13 protein-coding genes are annotated in these 18,950 nt (G+C 65.4%); 4 read left to right on the top strand and 9 right to left on the bottom strand.

The annotated features are described in order from the left end of the window. The 4 genes from HWE17_RS22750 to HWE17_RS22735 all read left to right on the top strand — a co-directional run. A partial coding sequence (locus HWE17_RS22750) for an Hpt domain-containing protein (RefSeq protein ID WP_217916857.1) occupies window positions 1–387 on the top strand: 387 nt, incomplete at its 5' end. Then, window positions 384–884 (top strand): response regulator, encoded by a 501-nt coding sequence (locus HWE17_RS22745; protein ID WP_255206360.1) that lies wholly within the window; start codon window positions 384–386, stop codon window positions 882–884. The genes HWE17_RS22750 and HWE17_RS22745, both read left to right, overlap by 4 nt. A 123-nt stretch (window positions 885–1,007) precedes the next feature. Further along, the gene (locus HWE17_RS22740; RefSeq protein ID WP_217916856.1) at window positions 1,008–2,690 is read left to right on the top strand and encodes an ATP-binding protein; all 1,683 of its coding nucleotides are present in this window, start codon (window positions 1,008–1,010) and stop codon (window positions 2,688–2,690) included. 48 nt (window positions 2,691–2,738) lie between these two features. After that, complete coding sequence (locus HWE17_RS22735; protein WP_176390336.1) at window positions 2,739–6,182, top strand: response regulator; 3,444 nt, start codon at window positions 2,739–2,741, stop codon at window positions 6,180–6,182. A gap of 166 nt (window positions 6,183–6,348) precedes the next feature. Here the strand turns inward: HWE17_RS22735 and HWE17_RS22730 are convergent, their stop codons facing one another. The 9 genes from HWE17_RS22730 to HWE17_RS22690 form a co-directional block, all read right to left on the bottom strand. Further along, window positions 6,349–7,560 carry an NnrS family protein gene (locus tag HWE17_RS22730; protein WP_176390335.1) on the bottom strand — a complete coding sequence of 404 codons (1,212 nt, stop codon included), beginning with the start codon at window positions 7,558–7,560 and terminating at the stop codon, window positions 6,349–6,351. Window positions 7,561–7,688: 128 nt separating this feature from the next. Next, window positions 7,689–8,351 (bottom strand): response regulator, encoded by a 663-nt coding sequence (locus HWE17_RS22725; protein ID WP_034781594.1) that lies wholly within the window; start codon window positions 8,349–8,351, stop codon window positions 7,689–7,691. Window positions 8,352–8,374: 23 nt separating this feature from the next. After that, window positions 8,375–10,276, bottom strand: coding sequence for a type IV pili methyl-accepting chemotaxis transducer N-terminal domain-containing protein (locus HWE17_RS22720; protein ID WP_176390334.1), 1,902 nt, complete (start codon window positions 10,274–10,276; stop codon window positions 8,375–8,377). Between the two features lie 26 nt (window positions 10,277–10,302). Next, entirely contained in the window at window positions 10,303–11,289 is a 987-nt protein-coding gene (moaA, locus tag HWE17_RS22715) for a GTP 3',8-cyclase MoaA (protein WP_176390333.1), read from the bottom strand. A gap of 102 nt (window positions 11,290–11,391) precedes the next feature. Further along, entirely contained in the window at window positions 11,392–12,138 is a 747-nt protein-coding gene (locus HWE17_RS22710) for a peptidylprolyl isomerase (protein ID WP_176390332.1), read from the bottom strand. Window positions 12,139–12,153: 15 nt separating this feature from the next. Continuing rightward, window positions 12,154–12,840, bottom strand: coding sequence for a respiratory nitrate reductase subunit gamma (gene narI, locus HWE17_RS22705; protein WP_035818397.1), 687 nt, complete (start codon window positions 12,838–12,840; stop codon window positions 12,154–12,156). A gap of 34 nt (window positions 12,841–12,874) precedes the next feature. Further along, window positions 12,875–13,531 carry a nitrate reductase molybdenum cofactor assembly chaperone gene (gene narJ, locus HWE17_RS22700; RefSeq protein ID WP_099403463.1) on the bottom strand — a complete coding sequence of 219 codons (657 nt, stop codon included), beginning with the start codon at window positions 13,529–13,531 and terminating at the stop codon, window positions 12,875–12,877. A 21-nt stretch (window positions 13,532–13,552) separates the two neighbouring features. Further along, complete coding sequence (gene narH, locus HWE17_RS22695) at window positions 13,553–15,103, bottom strand: nitrate reductase subunit beta (RefSeq protein ID WP_034751243.1); 1,551 nt, start codon at window positions 15,101–15,103, stop codon at window positions 13,553–13,555. A 1-nt stretch (window position 15,104) separates the two neighbouring features. After that, entirely contained in the window at window positions 15,105–18,803 is a 3,699-nt protein-coding gene (locus HWE17_RS22690; RefSeq protein WP_176390331.1) for a nitrate reductase subunit alpha, read from the bottom strand. Window positions 18,804–18,950: the final 147 nt, after the last annotated feature.

Here is an 18,950-nt window from a genome sequence, read left to right as displayed (position 1 = left end):
CTCCCCCTTCGTCACGGAGCCGCCATGCCAGCCTATCGCCACATCGATCCTGCCGTGCTGTTCCACGCCACCGGCCACGACCTGGAGATGTTCCGCGCCCTGTCGCAGACTTACCTCGACACGTCGCCGGCCATGCTTGCGCGCGTCGAGCAGGCCGTGCGCGGCGGCGCGGCGCAAGCCATCGTGCACAGCTGCCATACCTTGCGCGGCACCGTCGCCCTGCTGGGCGCCAGCGCCCTGGTGGCACGCCTGGCGGAACTCGAACAGCTGGTGCGCCACCAGGGCGTGGCGGCACCGGGCTGGCTGGCCGAAACGGCGGCGCTGGTCGGAGAAGTGGAGCGGGAGGTACGCCGCAGCATGCTTGACTACACGGGGGCACAGGCATGAACGGGGGCCAGGAGCGCGGCGCGGCCATGGCGCCGCAGCCGGGCGAGGAAGCGGCCTCCCTACCCGCACCCGCCCCGGAACCGGGCGCGCGCATCCTGCTGGTCGAGGACACGGCGCTGAACCGCCAGCTCGTGTGCCTGCAGCTGGCCGGCCGCGGCTACAGCATCGACACGGCGGAGAACGGCGCGCTGGGCCTGCAAGCGCTGGCCGCGCAGCCATACGACCTGGTCCTGATGGATTGCATGATGCCCGTCATGGACGGCTACCAGGCGTGTGAAGCCCTGCGCGCGCGCGAAGCGGCCAGCGGCGCGGCGCGCCTGCCCGTCATCGCCCTCACGGCCGGCGTCACCGACGACGACCGCCAGCGCTGCGTGGCGGCCGGCATGGACGATTACCTGTCCAAACCCTTCACGGCCGCCCAGCTGCGCGACATGGTCGAGCGCTGGCTGACACGCCAGCCGCCCGGGCCGGCGTCCGATACAACACTTCCCACATAAAAATCATTTTATTCGATAAAATCAATTATATTCGCTATAATTGATACATATTAATACATCACGCGCCGGTGACGCCGGACATTCGCGCACAACGACAGAGCTGGCAGACCTTGCGGAGGCGGCATGCGGCAGCACACAGATGGCAAGGCCGTGGCCTGGGAGCGCTGGGATGCGCGCACCCTGCTGTCGCTCTTCATGGCCATCCTGCTGGCGGGGCTGTGGAGCATCACCGTGCTGCAACTGCGGCACGCCTATGACGCCGCCATCGCCGGCGCCGGGCGCGATGCGCGCAGCATGGCGCGCGTCTTCGACGAGCACGCAATCCGCACGATCGAGGCGGCGGACCAGGCGGCCACCTACCTGCGCAGCCGCTACCAGGCGCTGGGCAACCGCCTCGACATCGTGGCGGATCTGCGGCAAGGCCTCAATCCCGGTCCCCTGTACAACCTGTTCAGCATCATCGACGAACACGGCGACACGGTGCTGTCGAGCCGCCCCTTCCAGCCGACCAATCTGGCCGACCGCGAGCACATCCGGGTACACATGCAGCGCGACAGCGGCGAACTGTATATCAGCAAGCCGGTGCTGGGCCGCGTGTCAAAAAAATGGTCGCTCCAGATGACGCGCCGCATCAACCACGCCGATGGCCGCTTCAAGGGCGTCGTGGTGGTCTCGATGGACCCGTATTACTTTACGCGCCTGTACGATGAAGTCGACCTGGGCGAGAACAGCTCCATCGCGCTCGTCGGCAGCGACGGCGTGGTGCGCGCGCGCCGGGTCGGCGCCGTCAACACCATCGGCCAGGAGGTCGGCGACAGCAAGGTATTTGCCCTGATGCGTGGCGGCGCGCGCGGCAGTTTCACCGAGCGCAGTCCCGTCGATGGCACGCTGCGCCTGTATGCGTTCGAAAAACTGGCCGGCTACCCGCTCTACGTGCTGGTCGGCCTGGACCGCGACACCATATTGGCCGACTACTTTTCGCGCCGCGACCAGGCCTTGCTGATGGCGGCCATCACGAGCGCGCTGATCGTGCTGTCGTGGGCCGCGCTGGTGCTGCTGATCGGCCGCCTGGTCGACAGCCGCGCCAGGGCCATCGCCGCCAGCGAGGCCAAGTCGCGCTTCCTGTCGAACATGTCGCATGAATTGCGCACGCCCCTCAACGGCATCCTCGGTTTCTCCGAGCTGCTGCAGGAACAGTTGCGCGAGCCGGAGCAAGCCGCCTACGCGCAAACGATACACGACTGCGGCCGCCAGTTGCTGTCCATGGTCGAGGCGGCGATGGAATTGAGCGCGCTCGAGCACGAGCAGGTGCGGCTGGCGCCGGGCGCCGCGTCCCTGGAACAGCTGCTGGAACTGGCGCTGGCGCCGCACCGGCCGCGCGCGGCGCACAAGGGCTTGCAGCTGGCCGCGCAAGTCGCCCCCGCCACGCCGCCCGGCATCGATTGCGACCGCGTCCGCCTGGTGCGCGTGCTCGATATCCTGCTCGACAACGCCATCCGCTACACGGTCGCCGGACGGGTCGACGTGCACGTCATGCACAGCGGCGACGAGCTGCAGATCGAGGTGCGCGATACGGGCATCGGCATCGCGCAGGCGCGGCAGGGCGACATCTTCGACAACTTCTCGCAGGCCGACGACTCGCCGAGCCGCGCCCATGGCGGCGCCGGCATGGGCCTGGCCATCGCGCGCCAGCTCGTCACCCTGATGGGCGGGCGCATCGGCGTGACCTCCGCGCCGGGCCGCGGCGCCGTCTTCCGCCTGCACCTGCCGCTGGGCGGCAAATTGACCACACTATCAACTGCATAGTCGCGCGCAAAAGTTGTTCTTCGTGCATATCGGGTATAGCATCGCCACATGAACCTCCACCCAGATGCGGCGGCAGTGCGCAGACGATTGATCGAATGGCTGTTTTTCCTCCTCGGGCTGCTGATCATGGCCGCCGCCCTCGCCTACGCCCACCTTTCTGAAGTTTTGCGGCATGACGCGGCCGAACGCGAGCGGCTCAGCGTGCTGACGGCGCTGCTGGCAAAAAACATCGAAGTCGACCTGGCGGCGACCAACCTGGTGCTTGACGGCGTGATCCGCGACTACCTTGGCGCCGGTGCCGCTGCCGACGCCGGGCTAGCCCTGCCCCGGCGCCTGGCCGCGCTGGTCGACGCCATGCCGGGCGTGCGCACCATGCTGGTCATCGACGCGAATGGCAAGCCGGTCGCCACCAACATCCCGGAACTGGCCGGCCAGGACTTTTCGCGCCGCGGCTACTTCCAGACGGCGCGCGACGCGCCCGATGCGCGCATGCTGTACATCTCGGCGCCTTTCCTGTCCTTCAAGCGCGACCTGGTCATCACGGCGGCGCGCATGGTGCAGGACCGGCAAGGCCGCTTTGCCGGCGTCGTGGTGGCCACCTTCGACCCCGAATACTTCACGGCCAAGTTCCGCACCGCCATGTATGCGGCCGATGTCTGGGCCGTCGTCGTGCATGGCGACGGCCGGCAATTCCTCAACTATCCGGCCAGAAGCGCGAATGGCGGCAATGTGGACCTGCCCGGCAGCTTCCTGCGGCGCTTCCGCGACAGCGGCTTTCAGGCGGGCGTGCTGAACGGCGTCGAGATTGCCGGCGCCGCCGCCTCCCCCCGCGTCATGGCGATGGCGACCATCGCCCCCGCCGCGCTGCGCATGGACCGCGCACTGATCATCGGCTTGAGCCGCGAAGAAGCGGCCATCGCCGCCCCGCTGCGGCGGCAGGCGCTGAGCTACATCCTCGGCTTTGCCATGCTGGCGCTGGCCGGCGCCAGCCTGCTGTTCTGGAGCCAGCGGCGGCGCCGGCAGCAAGCCGCCTGGCAGGTGGAACAGGAAAGGGAGCGCCAGGCCATGCAAGCCGTGTCCGACAGCGAAACGCGCTTTCGCACCCTGATCGAAGATGCGCCCGTCGCCATCGCCATCCTGCGCCATGGACGCTTCGTGTATTCCAATCCCCGCTACCGCCACCTGCATGGCTATGCCCCCGAGGATGACCTGAGCGGCCTGGCCTGGCGCAGCATGCTCACGGCCGCCTCGCAAGTGGCGCTGGCAAGCAACGAAGCGCTGATCGAGGCCGATTCGGCCAGCGAACAGATGTTTGAAGCCGTCGGCGTGGACAAGCAGGGCCGGCCCGTGCCCATCCTCAAGACCAGCACGCGCGTGATGCTCAAGGATGGACCGGCCACCCTGATCTTTGCCCAGGATATTTCCGCGCAAAAGCAGGCCGAGGCGGCCATGCTGCTGGCGCGCGACGGGGCCGAAGCGGCCAACCGCAGCAAGGCGGAATTCCTCGCCAACATGAGCCATGAAATCCGCTCGCCGCTGAACGCCATCCTCGGCATGGCCTGGCTGCTGGAAAGGGGCAGCCAGGACGAAGAAGGGCTGCTGATGACGCGCAAGATCCGCGCCGCCGGCCAGTCCCTGCTGGGCATCATCAACGACGTGCTGGACGTGTCGAAAATCGAGGCGGGCCACATGACCATCGAGCAGGCGCCGTTCCGCCTGGCCGAGGTGATCGAGAAGACCGCCGCCAGCATGGGCGTGGCCGCGCACGACAAACCGGTCGAGGTGCGGATCGGCCCGCTGCCCGACGGCATCGACCACGTGCTCGGCGACGCGCTGCGGCTGGAACAAGTGCTGGTCAACCTGGGCAGCAATGCCATCAAATTCACGCCGCAAGGCACGGTCGAGCTGCTGACGACGCTGGAGAGCCGCGACGGCGACGCCGCCGTACTGCGTTTTTGCGTGCGCGACACGGGCATCGGCATCGCCCCGGAAGTGCAGGAGGCGATCTTTTCCGCCTTCGCCCAGGCCGACAGCTCGACCACGCGCCGCTTCGGCGGCACGGGCCTGGGCCTGACCATCTGCCGCCAGCTGGTGCGCCTGATGGGCGGCACCCTGCACCTGCAAAGCGCGCTGGGCCAGGGCAGCGCCTTCAGTTTCACGGTGCCGGTGCAACTGATGCACACCAAAGCCCCGTCCTCGCCCGGCATGCAGGGCATGCAGGGCATGCGCGTCTTGCTGGCCGATGGCAAGGCCGGCACGCGCGAGGCGGTGGCCGCCGTGGCGCGCGGCCTGGGCTGGCACGTGCATGCCGTGTCCGGCGGCCAGGCGGCGCTCGACTATGCGCTGGCCTGCGCCGACGACGCGCGCCCCGGCGTGGTGTTGCTGGCCGCGCGCATGCCCGACATGGAAGGGGAAGCCGCGGCGCGCGCGCTGCGCGAATACTTGCCGCCGCAGGACTGCCCCGTCGTCATCCTGGCCGCCAGCGGCGCGCCGGCGACGTCACCCGCGCGGCGCGGTACCGACCCGGCCAATGCCGCCGATGCCATCCTCAACGAACCGGTGACCGCTACGAGCCTGTACAACGCGACGATGGAGGCGCGCCAGCAGCGCGCCATGGCCGCCGGCCTGGACGCCAGTCTGGTGCCGCTGGAAGAGCGCCAGCTGGCTGGCGTGCGGGTGCTGGTGGTCGACGACAGCGAGATCAACCGCGACGTGGTCAGGCACATCCTGTGCGACCAGGGCGCCTTGCCCTCGTTCGCCTGCGATGGCCAGCAGGCGCTGGACTGGCTGCTGGCCCACCCTGACGACGTCGACATCGTGCTGATGGACGTGCAGATGCCCGTCATGGATGGCTTGCAGGCGACGCGCGCGCTGCGCCAGTTGCCGCAGTTTCAGGATTTGCCCGTGGTGGCGCTGACGGCCGGCGCCTTCCAGACGCAGCGCACGGCGGCACTGGAAGCGGGCGTCAACCATTTCATCAGCAAACCGTTCGACGTGCCGCAGACCATCGCCTTGGTCGCGCGCGAGCACCGGCGCCATGCGCAAGGCTTGCCAGCCCTGCCGCCGGTCGTGGCCGACATGGCGATGCCCGTGCTGCCTGGCGGCGCGGCGTCCGCGATCGACGTGGCGCAAGGGATGGCACAGTGGCTCGATGAAGCGCCCTACCGCCAGAACCTGTCGCGCTTTGGCGACACCTACAGCAACACGGTCGGCGCCATGCGCGCGCTGCTGGCGGCCAATGCACGCGACGACGCGGCCGCGCTGGCGCACCAGCTGGCCGGAGTGGCCGGCAGCCTGGCCCTGCCCGCCACCCTGCATGCAGCCCGGCATGCGGAACAGCTGCTGCACACGGGCGACGACGCGGCCGCCGCGCTCGATGCACTGGAACAGGCGCTGGCGCACGCCATCGAGGCCGCCGCCGCCTTCACGGCACAGACGCCGGCCGGCCAGGCTACCATGCCAGAAACTCAACATGGCCGGGCATGTCAATGATAAACTTGTCAACATGAAAACTGGGGGAACACTATGATCTGGTGCAGGGATTTGCTGCTGAAGGCCATCATGCTGGCCCTGCTACTCTTCGTGGTGGGCGATTCGCTGTCCTACTGGGCACCGGAAATCAGGAAACTGATAAGCTGGCGCCCTTTCTGACCCTGGCCTAGCCTTCGCGGCCATCGACCCGCGCGCGCCACAGGTAGGGCGCATACACGCACGCATACAGGCCAAAGGCCAGCGACCAGCACGCGCCGCCTGCCAGCAACAGCGGCATGGACAGCGTAGCGGGACCGACGGCGGCCAGCAGGCGCGCCAGCGCGCCCACTTGGATCAGCCAGTACATCGCCGCCTCCGCCCTGCCGCCCTTGAGCGCACGTCCCGTGTGGCCCAAGGTGGTGCGCGTCATCATGCCGATGATCAGGCCCGCCATCGAGCCCACCGTCAGCGCGTGCAAGGCGGCGCTGGCCGGCAACAGGCCCAGGCTGGCGGCCGCCAGCAGCGCGAAGCCGATGCCTATCCACGCATACGACAGGTGCAGAATCCACAGCAGCGGCACGCGCAAGGTGCGCTGCGGCTGCCAGGCCAGCAGGTTGGCCAGCGACACGCCGCTTGCCACGAGGGCCAGCGGCGCAGTCAGCCAGGCCGGCGCGCCGGCCAGCCACGCGATCGCGGCAGCCGCCATGCAGGCCACGGCGACCAGCGCGCACTTCGGGCTGGCCACGGGCGTGCTGCCAGGTGCCCCATTGCGCGTAAACATGGGGATCACCCGTGCGCCGATCACCGATTCGATCAGCACGATGATGAAGATGGCCGCCTGCACGGGCAGGAACAGCGACAGCGGCAACCAGCCCAGCACGGCCGCGTGGAACAGGCCATTGGCCAGCGCCAGCAAGGCCAGCAGACCGACGAGGAACAGGTTGCGCGTATTGCCCGAGCGGCGCAGCACCAGGTACAAAGGCCAGGCGGCCAGCGGCAGGAACAGCCAGTCGACCAGCGCCGGCAGCAGGCCGGGACCGCACAGCATGGCCACGCGCCCGGCCAGCCAAAGCCCCACCAGCGCCATCAGCTGCACGCCGTGCGGCGTGGGCAAGCCCGTCCAGTTGCGCCCTGCCGTGTACAAAAAGCCCACGACGACGGCCAGCGCGAAGCCGAACACCATTTCATGCATATGCCAGCCCAGCCCCACCTGCAAGCCGCCCGTCAGCCAGCCGGCATAGCTGGCCAGCCACAGGGGAATACCGAGGGCCGCGAACACGGCCGCCAGCAGGTAAAACGGGCGAAAACCCAGTTGCCAGACGGCGTGGCGCGCATGCCAGGGCGCGGCGCCTGCCGTCGTGGAAGGTGGGGAAGGTTCGCTGATCGGGGTAATGGCCATGATGGGCTCGCTTTTAAAGATATATTCAATATACTACTTTAAAAGCGCAAGGACATCCATCGGCAAAAAGGACTAGAGAGAGATTCGCCATGGGGTCCGGCCCGGCGGGTCAGACCCCGGCTAGCGGGCTACTTGCCCTGGCGGTGCTCGACCGCGTACACGGCCGCCTGCACGCGGCTTGTGAGGTTGAGTTTTTTCAGCACGTTCTGCACGTGGATCTTGACCGTGCTTTCGGCGAGGTCCAAGGTGCGGGCGATGCCCTTGTTGCTCTCGCCGCGCGACAGGCAATCGATGATTTCCTTTTCGCGCGGCGTGAGCTTGTCCAGTTCCGACACGGGTTCCTCGCGCCGCGTGCCCGCCTGCAGCTGGGCCACCAGTTTGCCCGTCATGGCTTCGGCGATGACGACTTCACCTGCCGCCGCGCGGCGGATGGCGCGCACCAGGTAGTCGGCGTCGATGTTCTTGATCAGATAGCCGCAGGCGCCCGCGCGCAGGGCCGTCGCCAGGTCTTCCGCGTCTTCCGACACGGTCAGCATGACGATGGCCGTATCGGGGCAGTCGTGCTGCATCAGCTGCAGCGCTTCCACGCCGGACATGCCGGCCATGTTCAGGTCCAGCAGCACCACGTCGGGTTGCAGCTGGATGGCGCGCTTGATGCCTTCCACGCCATCGGCCGCCTCGCCCACGACGGAAAAGTCCGTATGCCGCTGCAGCAGCGAGCGTATGCCGCTGCGGAACAGCGCGTGGTCGTCGACCAGCATGACGGTGATCGGTTTATCGGGTGTCTCCATTTTTTATACTTTCAGGTAGTTACTCAGGCGGCGCGGCGCTGCTCGCGCGACAGATGCAGTTCGACCGTGGTGCCGCCGCCCTGGCAGGCATGCACGTCGAACGTGGCCTCGATGCGCTGCGCACGCTCGCGCATGATATGGATGCCGACATGGCTGTCGCCCTTTTCCAGCACGGCGGCGGCGTCGAAGCCAACGCCATTATCGCTGATCGTCAGCGTAAAATCCTGGTGATCGGCGAGGCGCACTTCGACGTGGCTGGCCTGGGCGTGCTTGCGGATGTTCGACAGCGCTTCCTGCACGATGAATAATAACTGCAATTGCTGCTCGCGGGGGAATGGCGCGCCGTCGACGTCGGCCAGCAGATCGGCCTCAATGCCCGTCTGGCGGCGGAATTTGTCCACCGCCGCGCGCAGGGAGCCGATCAAATCATCCTCCATCAATCGGCTGCGGAAGTTGGCCAGCAATTCGCGCACGTCCTCGTAGCTTTCCTTCACGCCCGCATGCAGGGCCGGCACGATGCCCGCCACCTCGTCGAAACGCGCGTTGCGTACGGAGTCGTCAAGCATCTGCACTTGCAGGTTGAGGAAATTGAGGCTTTGCGCGATGCTGTCGTGCAGGCCCTGTGCCACCAGATTGCGCTCTTCGGAAATGGCCATTTCGCGTTCGCGCGCGGCCAGGCGCAGGTTTTCCAGCGCGATGCCCAGCAGCTGGCCCAGGGTTTCGAGCAAGGCCAGTTCGCGCGCGGAAAACACGCGCGCATGGCGGAAATGCAGGTTGAAGAAGCCCAGGTGCTGTTCGTGCGCGTGGATATGGAAGACGGAGACGGTGGCAAAGCCCTCGCGGTGGCAGCGCAGCTCGTGCGCCTTGTCGATGCGGCGCATGTCGTGCACCTTCGCCACTTTCATTTCGACGGCCGTGCCGCACAGGCAGTCGCCCACCTTCAGGCAGTGCTCGGACGCCACCAGTTCTTCGGACAGGCCCGTATGCACCACCATGTGCAGGTTGCCGCGCTCGGCGTCGAGCACGCGCACGGTGGAGCCGTCCGCCTCGAAATAATCGACGATACGCTGCATGAAGCCGCCGCAAATGTCTTCCAGGGGCTGCGGGCGCTGCAGGAAAGCGGCGCTTTCGTACAGCAAGGCCAGTTCGCGGTTGCGGTATTCAAGCGTGGCCGTCTTGCTGCGCACGCCCTCTTCCAGGTTGCCGTACAGCGCCTGCAGGCGGTCGGCCATCTGGTTGAATCCACTGGCCAGCTGGCCGAATTCGTCATTGCTTTCGACGGCCAGGCGCACGCTGAAATCGCGTTCCTTCATGCGCTGCATGCCCAGGCGCAGCCGCGTGACGGGCTCGATGATGAGCATGAACATCAGGTAAATCATGCTGACCGTGCCGATGACGGCCATGCCGACGAGGATCAGTTGCGAAGCGCGCAGCCAGAAGGTGCGCTGTTCGCTATCGTGCTCGATCAGGCGCACCAGTTGATCGACCTGGCCCACAAAGGTGTCGGCGTCATGCTCGAACTGGCGCGCGCGCGCGGTGGAATCGGCGGCCAGCGCGGCCGGGCGCAAGGCGCCGCGCCAGGCAGTGCCGATGCGTTCGAATTCGGATTTGATGGCCGTGCTGGGAGGCAGGAACAGGGGGCGCTGCGGGTCGCCGTGGCCGATCTTGGCCAGGGTCTCGTCGATCAGCAGCACTTGCTGGTGCGCCTGCTCGCGGGCGTCGCTGGCAAGCAGCAGGGTCAGGCGGTAGGTCTGCATGCGCAGCCGGCCCGTCTCGTTGATGGCGGCCGAACTGCCTTCGAGCTGCCACGACAAAAACAGGGTGCAGCCGATGGCGCTCAGGGCCAGCACCAGCATGAGCAGCAGCGCGCCGACGATCTTGGTCGACAGCTTCTGCCAGGAGGAAAACATCGCTTTAAATTTCATACACCCTTTACTTGGCACCGCCCCGTTCAGCCTCCGGTTTGGGCCATAAAACGGATAATCTTGTCTGGCTGCGTATTGAAATCATGCTGCTGCGGCTTGAGTTCGATGGCGGCGCGGATCGCCGCTTCGATCTCCGCATCCGTGGCCCCGCCGCGCAGCATGGGGCCGAGGGCGAATTTCTCTTCCTGGCCCAGGCACAAATACAGGGTACCATCGACGGACAGGCGCACGCGGTTGCAGGTGGCGCAAAAATGCTGCGACATGGGCGTGATGAAACCGATACTCGAGCGTCCGTCGGGGGTCGCCATGTAGCGCGCCGGCCCGCCGCCCAATTCCTGCGCCTGCGGCACCAGGCCAAAACGGGCCGACAGGCGCTCGCGCACGGGACCGAGCGGCATGTAGCTGGCATTGCGGCCTGTACTGCCCATCGGCATGGCTTCGATCAGGCGCAGAATGAACTGCTGCTCGATGCAAAACGCCGCCATGGCCTCGATCTGGCCGTCATTGATGCCGCGCATGGCCACCATATTGATCTTGATCGGGTCGAAACCGGCCGCCTTGCCCGCCATCAGGCCATCGAGAATCGGCTGCAGGCTGTCGCGCCCCGTAATCTGTTGCATGCAGGCGCGGTCGAGCGAATCGAGGCTGACATTGATGCGGTCCACGCCCGCCGCGCGCAAGGCCACGGCGTGCTTGCCCAGTTGCGTGGCGTTGGTCGACAGCGACAAGTCCTGCAGGCCAGGCAGCGCCGTCAGCTTGCGCGCCAGTTCCGGCAGATTGCGCCGCAACAGCGGTTCGCCACCCGTCAGGCGCACGCGGCGCGTGCCGAGGCGAACGAAGATGGCCATCAGGCGCTCGATCTCGTCGAACGTCAGCCAGTCCTTCGGCTCCTCGAAGCCCCGAAAGCCCTTGGGCATGCAGTAACTGCAGCGCAAGTCGCAGCGGTCGGTGACGGACAGCCGCACATAATCGATCGAACGGCCAAAACGGTCCTGCAACTTGACGCTACCCATGACGCTACTCCTGATTCTTTCGTGATTGTAAAGGCTGGGGCACGATCTGGCTGTGCCCCAGAAGGCCTAGCGGCCTACGCCTTTCGGCCTACGCACTTCTACCTACTGAACCAGCGGACTGGCCGTGCCTTCGAGCTCGATGCCGGCGATCTCGGCGCGCCCCACCAGCAAGTGCAGATACTGGTGCACGGCGCGCTGCCACGCGGCGCGCGACAGGCGGTCGGCGATCTGCGCCTGCACGGCCTCGTAGGCGATGGCCTGGCCTTCGACCCGGCGCAGCACTTGCACGATGTGGTAGCCGAAACGCGTTTCCAGCAAATGGCCGGCCAGCGCGCCCTCTTCCAGGCGGAACAGCAGCGCGTCGAATTCCGGCACGCTCTGGCCCGGCGACAGCTGGCCCAGGTTGCCCCCCAGGGCGCCCGACGGGCAGTTCGAATACTGCGCCGCCAGCTCGCCGAAGCGCTCGGGCGCCAGTTTCAAGGCGTCGAGCACGGCCTGCGCCGTCGTGCGCAGCAGCTCAAGAGGCGCCTCGGGCGTCACTTGGAACAGGATGTGGCGCGCCTCGACCAGCGCCCCGCTGCTAAACAGCTGCGGGCGCTGCGCATAAAAGGTGCGGCAAGCCGCATCGTCGGCGGGCGGCACGCGCACTTCCTGCGCAAACAGCGCTTCGATGCGGTCATCAATACTGCCGCCCTGCACGCCGAGGCGGTCGGCTTCGTCTTGCAGCAGCCGGCGCAGCACCAGTTCATGCACGGCCTGTTTCAGCGGATTGCCGGCACCGTCGTGGTGCGGCAGTTCCTGCGCGATGTCGGCATCGTCGATATCGATGCCATTGACGGAGATTCCCATGATGTAGCTCCTTTCTTAGCGGCGGCGAACTAGTTGATAGGCACGGCCCAGATATCCGATGGCGCCAAAGCCGCTCCACACGTGCACCAGGCGGGTGAACGGGAAGATGACGAACAGCGACATGCCCATGAACAGGTGCAGCTTGAACACCAGCGGCGCATCGACGATGAAGCTGGCGGCGTCACCGCGGAAGGTCACGATGTGCTGCGCCCAGTTCATCAGCAAGACCATCATGTGGCCATCCATGTGCGACGCCGAGACGAAGATCGACGACAGGCCCAGCAGCAAGGTCAGCAAAATCCACAGCATCACCAGCTTGTCGCCGGCCGTCGTGACGGCGCGCAGCCGGTCGTTACTGAAGCGGCGCACCAGCAGGATCAGGATGCCGACCAGGCACAAACCGCCCATCACGCCGCCGGCCGCCATGGCCACGCCCTGCTTCAGGCTGTGCGACACGCCCAGGGTATCCCACACCCAGACGGGGGTGAGCAAGCCGGCCGCATGGCCGAACAGCAGGCCGATGATGCCGAGGTGGAACAGGATATTGCCCAGGCGCAGGCTGCCGCGGTGCAGCAGCTGGCTGGAATCGGACTTCCACGTGTATTGCTCGCGGTCGAAACGGATCAGGCTACCCAGGAAAAAGATGGCCAGCGCGATGTATGGATAAATGCCATACACAAATTGATGCAAATAATTACTCATGATGTACTCTCCTCATGCGGGCGCAAGCGGCCAATTAAGCAGCGCGCCGCGGCTGCGGGTGAAAATGCACGGGATGGACGCCGCCCGGAACCTGGGCCGGACCTTGGCGCAGCAGCGGTTCGACGCCGTCCGCACCGGGACCGAAGGTTTCCAGCGCTTCGTCCATGTCGCGCACCGGCGGTTCGGCCAGCATTTCCGCCGCCACGGGACTCAGGCGTTCGAGCACGGTGAAGACGGGCGCGTATGGGCTGCCGTTGGCCGTCAGCTTGCGGCCGATGTGCGCCAGCACGTGGACGGCGTCGCCCAGCAGCGGTGCCGAGACTGCCTCGTCGAGCTGCGCCAGGAATTCCAGGAACAGCGGCACGAAGTCGGGCAAGTCGTCGCCCACCATTTGCAGGCCGTGGCGCTTGTATTCCTCCATCAGGTCGACCATGGCCTGGCCCCGGTCACGCGATTCGCCGTGGATATGCTCGAACAGATGCAGCGAGTGCGACGGATTGCGGTCGAACGTGGCCACGTACTGCTGCTGCAGGTCGATCAGGCTGCTGCTTTCCAGGTGCGCCAGCAAGGGCCGCAGCAGCGCGTGCTGTTCCGGCACCGCCGCCAGCGCGGCATCGAGCTGCGGCAGGTGGGCGATCAGCTCCGGCTCCGGATACAGCAGCAGGCGCGAGAGGATTTGGTAGTGATGCATAGCGTGTTCCATATCAGCTCCTTAAGCGCCTGGCGCCGTTTTGCGCGACTTCGGCATCTGCATGAAGATGGCCGAACCGTGTTTTTTCTTGCCGAACAAGGTCGGTTCACTGGTGCCGTCCGAGCAGCCGTTGCCGAAACTGAAGCCGCACGAACCCTTCTCGTTGAAGCTGTCCTCGGCCATTTCCTTGTGGCTGCTGGGGATGACGAAGCGGTCTTCGTAATTGGCAATCGCCATGATGTGGTACATGTCCTCCACCTGCGCCTTGCTCAAGCCCACCTGTTTCAGAACCGTGAGGTTTTCCACCTTCTCGACGGTCTTGCTGCGCATGTAGGCACGCATCGCCAGCATGCGGTCCAGCGCCGTGACGATGGGCGGCTGGTCGCCGGCCGTCAGCAAATTGGCCAGGTACTGCACCGGAATGCGCAGGCTTTGGGTGTCCGGCAGCATGCCGTTCACGCCCAGCTTGCCCGATTCGGCAGCCGCCTGGATCGGCGACAGCGGCGGCACGTACCATACCATCGGCAAGGTGCGGTATTCGGGATGCAGCGGGAACGCCACTTTCCACTCGACGGCCATCTTGTAGACGGGCGACTTGACGGCCGCTTCCAGCCACAGGTCGGGAATGCCCTGGCGGCGCGCCTCGGCGATGATGGCCGGGTCGTGCGGATCGAGGAACAGATCGAGCTGCGCCTGGTACAGATCCTGCTCTTGCGGCACGGAGGCGGCAGCCTCGATCTTGTCGGCGTCGTACAGCAGCACGCCCAGGTAGCGGATGCGGCCCACGCACGTTTCCGAGCACACGGTAGGCTGGCCCGCTTCGATGCGGGGGAAGCAGAAGGTGCACTTCTCGGCCTTGCCGGACGACCAATTGTAGTAAATCTTCTTGTACGGGCAACCGGAGATGCACATGCGCCAGCCGCGGCACTTGTCCTGGTCGATCAGCACGATGCCGTCGTCTTCGCGCTTGTACACGGAGCCGGATGGGCAAGACGCCACGCACGTCGGATTGAGGCAATGCTCGCACAGACGCGGCAAGTACATCATGAAGGTGTTTTCAAACGTGCCGTACATCTCCTTCTGCATGTTGTCGAACAGTTTATCCTTGCTGCGCTGGGCAAACTCGCCGCCCAAGTCATCTTCCCAGTTCGGACCCCACTCGATTTTTTCCATCTTTTTCCCCGTCAGCACGGAGATCGGACGGGCCGTCGGCGGCGTCTGCGACAGCGGCGCGCTTTGCAGGTGCTCGTAGTCGTAGGTGAACGGCTCGTAGTACTCGTCGATGGCGGGCAGGTTCGGGTTGGCGAAGATATTCGCCAGGATTTTCAGACGGCTGCCCTGGCGCGGCTCGATCTTGCCCGCATCCGTGCGGCGCCAGCCGCCGTTCCACTTGTCCTGGTTTTCCCACTGCTTCGGATAGCCGATGCCCGGCTTGGTCTCCACGTTGTTGAACCATGCGTACTCGACGCCGTCGCGGCTGGTCCATACGTTCTTGCAGGTGACGGAACAAGTGTGGCAGCCGATGCACTTGTCCAGGTTCAGCACCATGCCGATTTGCGCTCTGATTTTCATACTATGCTCCTTCTTCCTGCAACGGGCCTTCGAGCCAGTCGACCTTGTTCATCTTGCGCACCAATACGAATTCATCGCGGTTGGAGCCCACCGTGCCGTAGTAATTGAAGCCGTACGCCAGTTGGGCGTAGCCGCCGATCATGTGCGTCGGCTTGGGCACGGCGCGCGTCACCGAGTTATGGATGCCGCCCCGCTTGCCCGTCATCTCCGCGCCAGGCACGTTGATGATTTTTTCCTGGGCGTGGTACATCATCGTCATGCCGGCCGGGATGCGCTGGCTGACGATGGCGCGCGCCGTCAGGCTGCCATTCACGTTGAAGACTTCGATCCAGTCGTTGTCGACGATGCCGGCCGTCTGCGCGTCCGTCTCCGACAGCCACACGTGCGGTCCGCCACGCGACAGGGTCAGCATGCGCAGGTTGTCCGAATACGTGGAGTGGATGCCCCACTTCTGGTGCGGTGTAAGGAAGTTCAGCGCCAGCTCCTTGTTGCCGTTCGGCTTGGTGCCCAGCAGCGCTTCCGTCGTCTTCGTGTTGATGGCCGGCTTGTACACGCACAGTCCCTCGCCAAAATCGCGCATCCACAGGTGATCCTGGTAAAACTGCTGGCGGCCCGTCAGGGTGCGCCAAGGGATCAGTTCATGCACGTTGGTATAGCCGGCCGTGTAGCTGACTTCTTCGCTTTCCAGGCCCGACCACGTCGGCGAGGAAATGATCTTGCGCGGCTGCGCCTGCACGTCGCGGAAGCGGATGCTGTCATGCTCGCGCGGCAGCGCCAGATGCGTATGCTCGCGTCCCGTGATGGCGGACAGCGCGGCCCAGGCTTTCACGGCCACGTGGCCATTCGTTTCCGGCGCCAGCGACAGAATCATCTCGGCCGCATCGATGGCCGTATCGAGGCGCGGCTGGCCCTGCGACACGCCTTCTTCCAGCACCGTGCGGTTGATGCCGCGCAGGACCTCGACTTCATGCCCCGTTTTCCAGGAAATGCCCTTGCCGCCATTGCCGATGGTTTCCAGCAGCGGGCCGATCGAGGTGAACTTCTTGTAGACGTCGCGGTAATTGCGCTCGACCACCGTCATGTTCGGCATGGTCTTGCCGGGGATAGCGTCGCATTCGCCGGCGCGCCAGTCCTTGGGATCGAAAGGCTGGCCCAGTTCACCCGGCGTGTCGTGCATCAGCGGCGTGAGGATGATGTCTTGCTGGGTGCCCAGCAGCTCGCCGCCGATTTCCGAGAATTTCTCGGCCAGCCCTTTGTAGATTTCCCAGTCCGACTTCGATTGCCACAGCGGCTGCACGGCTTCGGACAGCGGGTGAATGAACGGATGCATGTCCGACGTGTTCAAGTCGTCTTTTTCATACCAGGTGGCAGTCGGCAGCACCACGTCGCCATACAGGCAGGTGGTCGACATGCGGAAGTCCAGCACCACCAGCAGATCGAGCTTGCCTTCGGCGGCCGGGCGCACTTTCACCTGTTTCGGCGTGATGCAATCTTCTTCGTCGCTGAGCAAGCCATTCTGCGTGCCGAGCAGGTATTTCAGGAAGTACTCGTGGCCCTTGCCCGAGCTGCCGAGGATATTCGAGCGCCAGACAAACATATTGCGCGGGAAGTTTGCCGGATTGTCCGGATCGTCGCACGAAAACTGCAGCTGGCCCGCCTTGATCTGGTCGAGCGCATACGCGGCCGGCTTCTGGCCTGCGGCGGCAGCGGCCTTGGCCACTTCCAGCGGATTGGTTTGCAGTTGCGGCGCCGATGGCAGCCAGCCCATGCGTTCCGCCTTGGCGTTGTAGTCGAGCAGGGTCAGGTCGCCCGTGCCGCCGGCCGCCGATGGCGAGGCGATGTCGCCCGTTTCCAGCTTTTCGTGGCGCCACTGGCTCGTGTGGGCATAGAAGAACGAGGTGCCATTCATCTGGCGCATCGGACGCACCCAGTCCTGGGCGAAGGCCAATGGCGTCCAGCCCGTTTGCGGACGCAGCTTTTCCTGGCCCACGTAATGGGCCCAGCCGCCACCGGACTGGCCGATACAGCCGCACATCATCAGCATGTTGATGATGCCGCGGTAGGTCATGTCCATGTGGTACCAGTGATTCAGGCCGGCGCCCACGATGACCATGCTCTTGCCGCGTGTCTGGTCAGCGTTTTCCGCGAACTGGCGCGCCACGGTGATGACGTCGGCGCGTTTCACGCCCGTGTGCTTCTCTTGCCATGCGGGGGTGTACGGCACGTCGTCGTCATAGCTTTCCGCGACATTGGCGCCGCCGAGGCCACGGTCGATGCCGTAGTTGGCCAGGGTCAGGTCGAACACGGTGGTGACGAGGCCCGTCGTGCCGTCAGCCAGGCGGATGGTTTTCACCGGCACTTTGCGCAGCAGCATGTCGGACGCGTCCTTGCCGCCGAAGTAGGCAAAGCCCACTTCCGTGACGGCGTCGCTGTCGTTGATCATGGAGAGCATCGGCACGATGGGTTCACCGCTGCCGCCAGCCTTCTGTTCCAGATTCCACTTGCCCGACTCGCCCCAGCGGAAGCCGATGGAGCCGGCCGGCGCGGTAATGGCGCCCGTGGTCTCGTCGATGACGAGGGTTTTCCATTCCGGATTGTTGGTTTCGTCGAGATTGTTGTCCAGGTGCGAAGCGCGCAGGAAGTAGTCGGGCACCAGGGTGCCGTTATGTTCCTTGAGCAGCACCAGCATCGGGAAGTCCGTGTACTGGCGTGCGTAGTCGCGGAAGTAGGCGCTCTGCCCTTCCGAGTGGAATTCCTTGAGGATGACGTGGCCCATGGCCAGCGCCAGCGCGGCGTCCGTGCCCTGCTTCGGCGCCAGCCAGATGTCGCCGAACTTCACCATTTCGCCGTAATCGGGCGAGATGGCCACGGTTTTCGTGCCCTTGTAGCGCACTTCCGTGTAGAAGTGGGCGTCCGGCGTGCGCGTCATCGGCACGTTCGAGCCCCACACCATCAGGTAAGTCGAGTTGTACCAGTCGGCCGATTCCGGCACGTCCGTCTGCTCGCCCCACACTTGCGGGCTGGCCGGCGGCAAGTCGCAGTACCAGTCATAGAAACTCAGGGCCACGCCGCCGATCAGCGACAGGTAGCGCGTGCCGGAGGCATAGCTGACCATGGACATGGCGGGAATCGGCGAGAAGCCGACGACGCGGTCCGGGCCGTATTTCTTGATCGTCAGCGCATTCGCGGCGGCGATGATTTCATTCGATTCATCCCACGTGGCGCGCACGAAGCCGCCCAGGCCGCGGATGGATTTGTACTGCTGCGAGCGCACGGGATCCTGGCTGATCCAGTCCCAGGCCGTGACGGGATCCATGGTCTTGCGCGCTTCGCGCCACATTTCCATCAGGCGGCCGCGCACCATCGGGTATTTCACGCGCTGGGCCGAATACACGTACCAGGAATAGCTGGCGCCGCGCGGGCAGCCGCGCGGTTCGTGGTTGGGCAGGTCGGGCCGCGTGCGCGGGTAATCGGTTTGCTGGGTTTCCCAGGTGATCAGGCCATTCTTGACATACACCTTCCAGCTGCACGAGCCGGTGCAGTTCACGCCATGCGTGGAGCGCACGATCTTGTCGTGCTGCCAGCGCTGGCGGTAGGCGTTTTCCCAGGTACGGTCTTCATCGACCACGGTGCCATGGCCGTTTGAAAACGGCTCGGCGGGCTTGCTAAAAAATTTCAGGCGGTCCAGAAAGTGACTCATGCTACCTCCACATTGCGCCGCCGACAGCGGCGCCAGGTCTTAAAAAACGCTGCAAGCAGGATGGCTCAAGCGTCGATACAAACAGTCTATCGATGCGCCGCGCCCGGCGGTATTGGCAAGAAGTCGGTTTCCGGCACCAGGAATGCA

The sequence above is a fragment of the Janthinobacterium sp. BJB401 genome, assembly GCF_013372745.1.
GTDB classification, from domain to species: domain Bacteria; phylum Pseudomonadota; class Gammaproteobacteria; order Burkholderiales; family Burkholderiaceae_D; genus Janthinobacterium; species Janthinobacterium rivuli.
The sequence above is the reverse complement of the archived record's forward strand: the minus strand, read 5'-3'. Positions and strand labels throughout refer to the sequence as shown.

Bases quoted from the DNA above. Each gene is read 5' to 3' on its own strand.
- HWE17_RS22745 (WP_255206360.1), top strand. From the start codon at position 384: ATGAACGGGGGCCAGGAGCGCGGCGCGGCCATGGCGCCGCAGCCGGGC.
- HWE17_RS22740 (WP_217916856.1), top strand. From the start codon at position 1,008: ATGCGGCAGCACACAGATGGCAAGGCCGTGGCCTGGGAGCGCTGGGAT.
- HWE17_RS22735 (WP_176390336.1), top strand. From the start codon at position 2,739: ATGAACCTCCACCCAGATGCGGCGGCAGTGCGCAGACGATTGATCGAA.
- HWE17_RS22730 (WP_176390335.1), bottom strand. From the start codon at position 7,560: ATGGCCATTACCCCGATCAGCGAACCTTCCCCACCTTCCACGACGGCA.
- HWE17_RS22725 (WP_034781594.1), bottom strand. From the start codon at position 8,351: ATGGAGACACCCGATAAACCGATCACCGTCATGCTGGTCGACGACCAC.
- HWE17_RS22720 (WP_176390334.1), bottom strand. From the start codon at position 10,276: ATGAAATTTAAAGCGATGTTTTCCTCCTGGCAGAAGCTGTCGACCAAG.
- moaA (WP_176390333.1), bottom strand. From the start codon at position 11,289: ATGGGTAGCGTCAAGTTGCAGGACCGTTTTGGCCGTTCGATCGATTAT.
- HWE17_RS22710 (WP_176390332.1), bottom strand. From the start codon at position 12,138: ATGGGAATCTCCGTCAATGGCATCGATATCGACGATGCCGACATCGCG.
- narI (WP_035818397.1), bottom strand. From the start codon at position 12,840: ATGAGTAATTATTTGCATCAATTTGTGTATGGCATTTATCCATACATC.
- narJ (WP_099403463.1), bottom strand. From the start codon at position 13,531: ATGCATCACTACCAAATCCTCTCGCGCCTGCTGCTGTATCCGGAGCCG.
- narH (WP_034751243.1), bottom strand. From the start codon at position 15,103: ATGAAAATCAGAGCGCAAATCGGCATGGTGCTGAACCTGGACAAGTGC.
- HWE17_RS22690 (WP_176390331.1), bottom strand. From the start codon at position 18,803: ATGAGTCACTTTCTGGACCGCCTGAAATTTTTTAGCAAGCCCGCCGAG.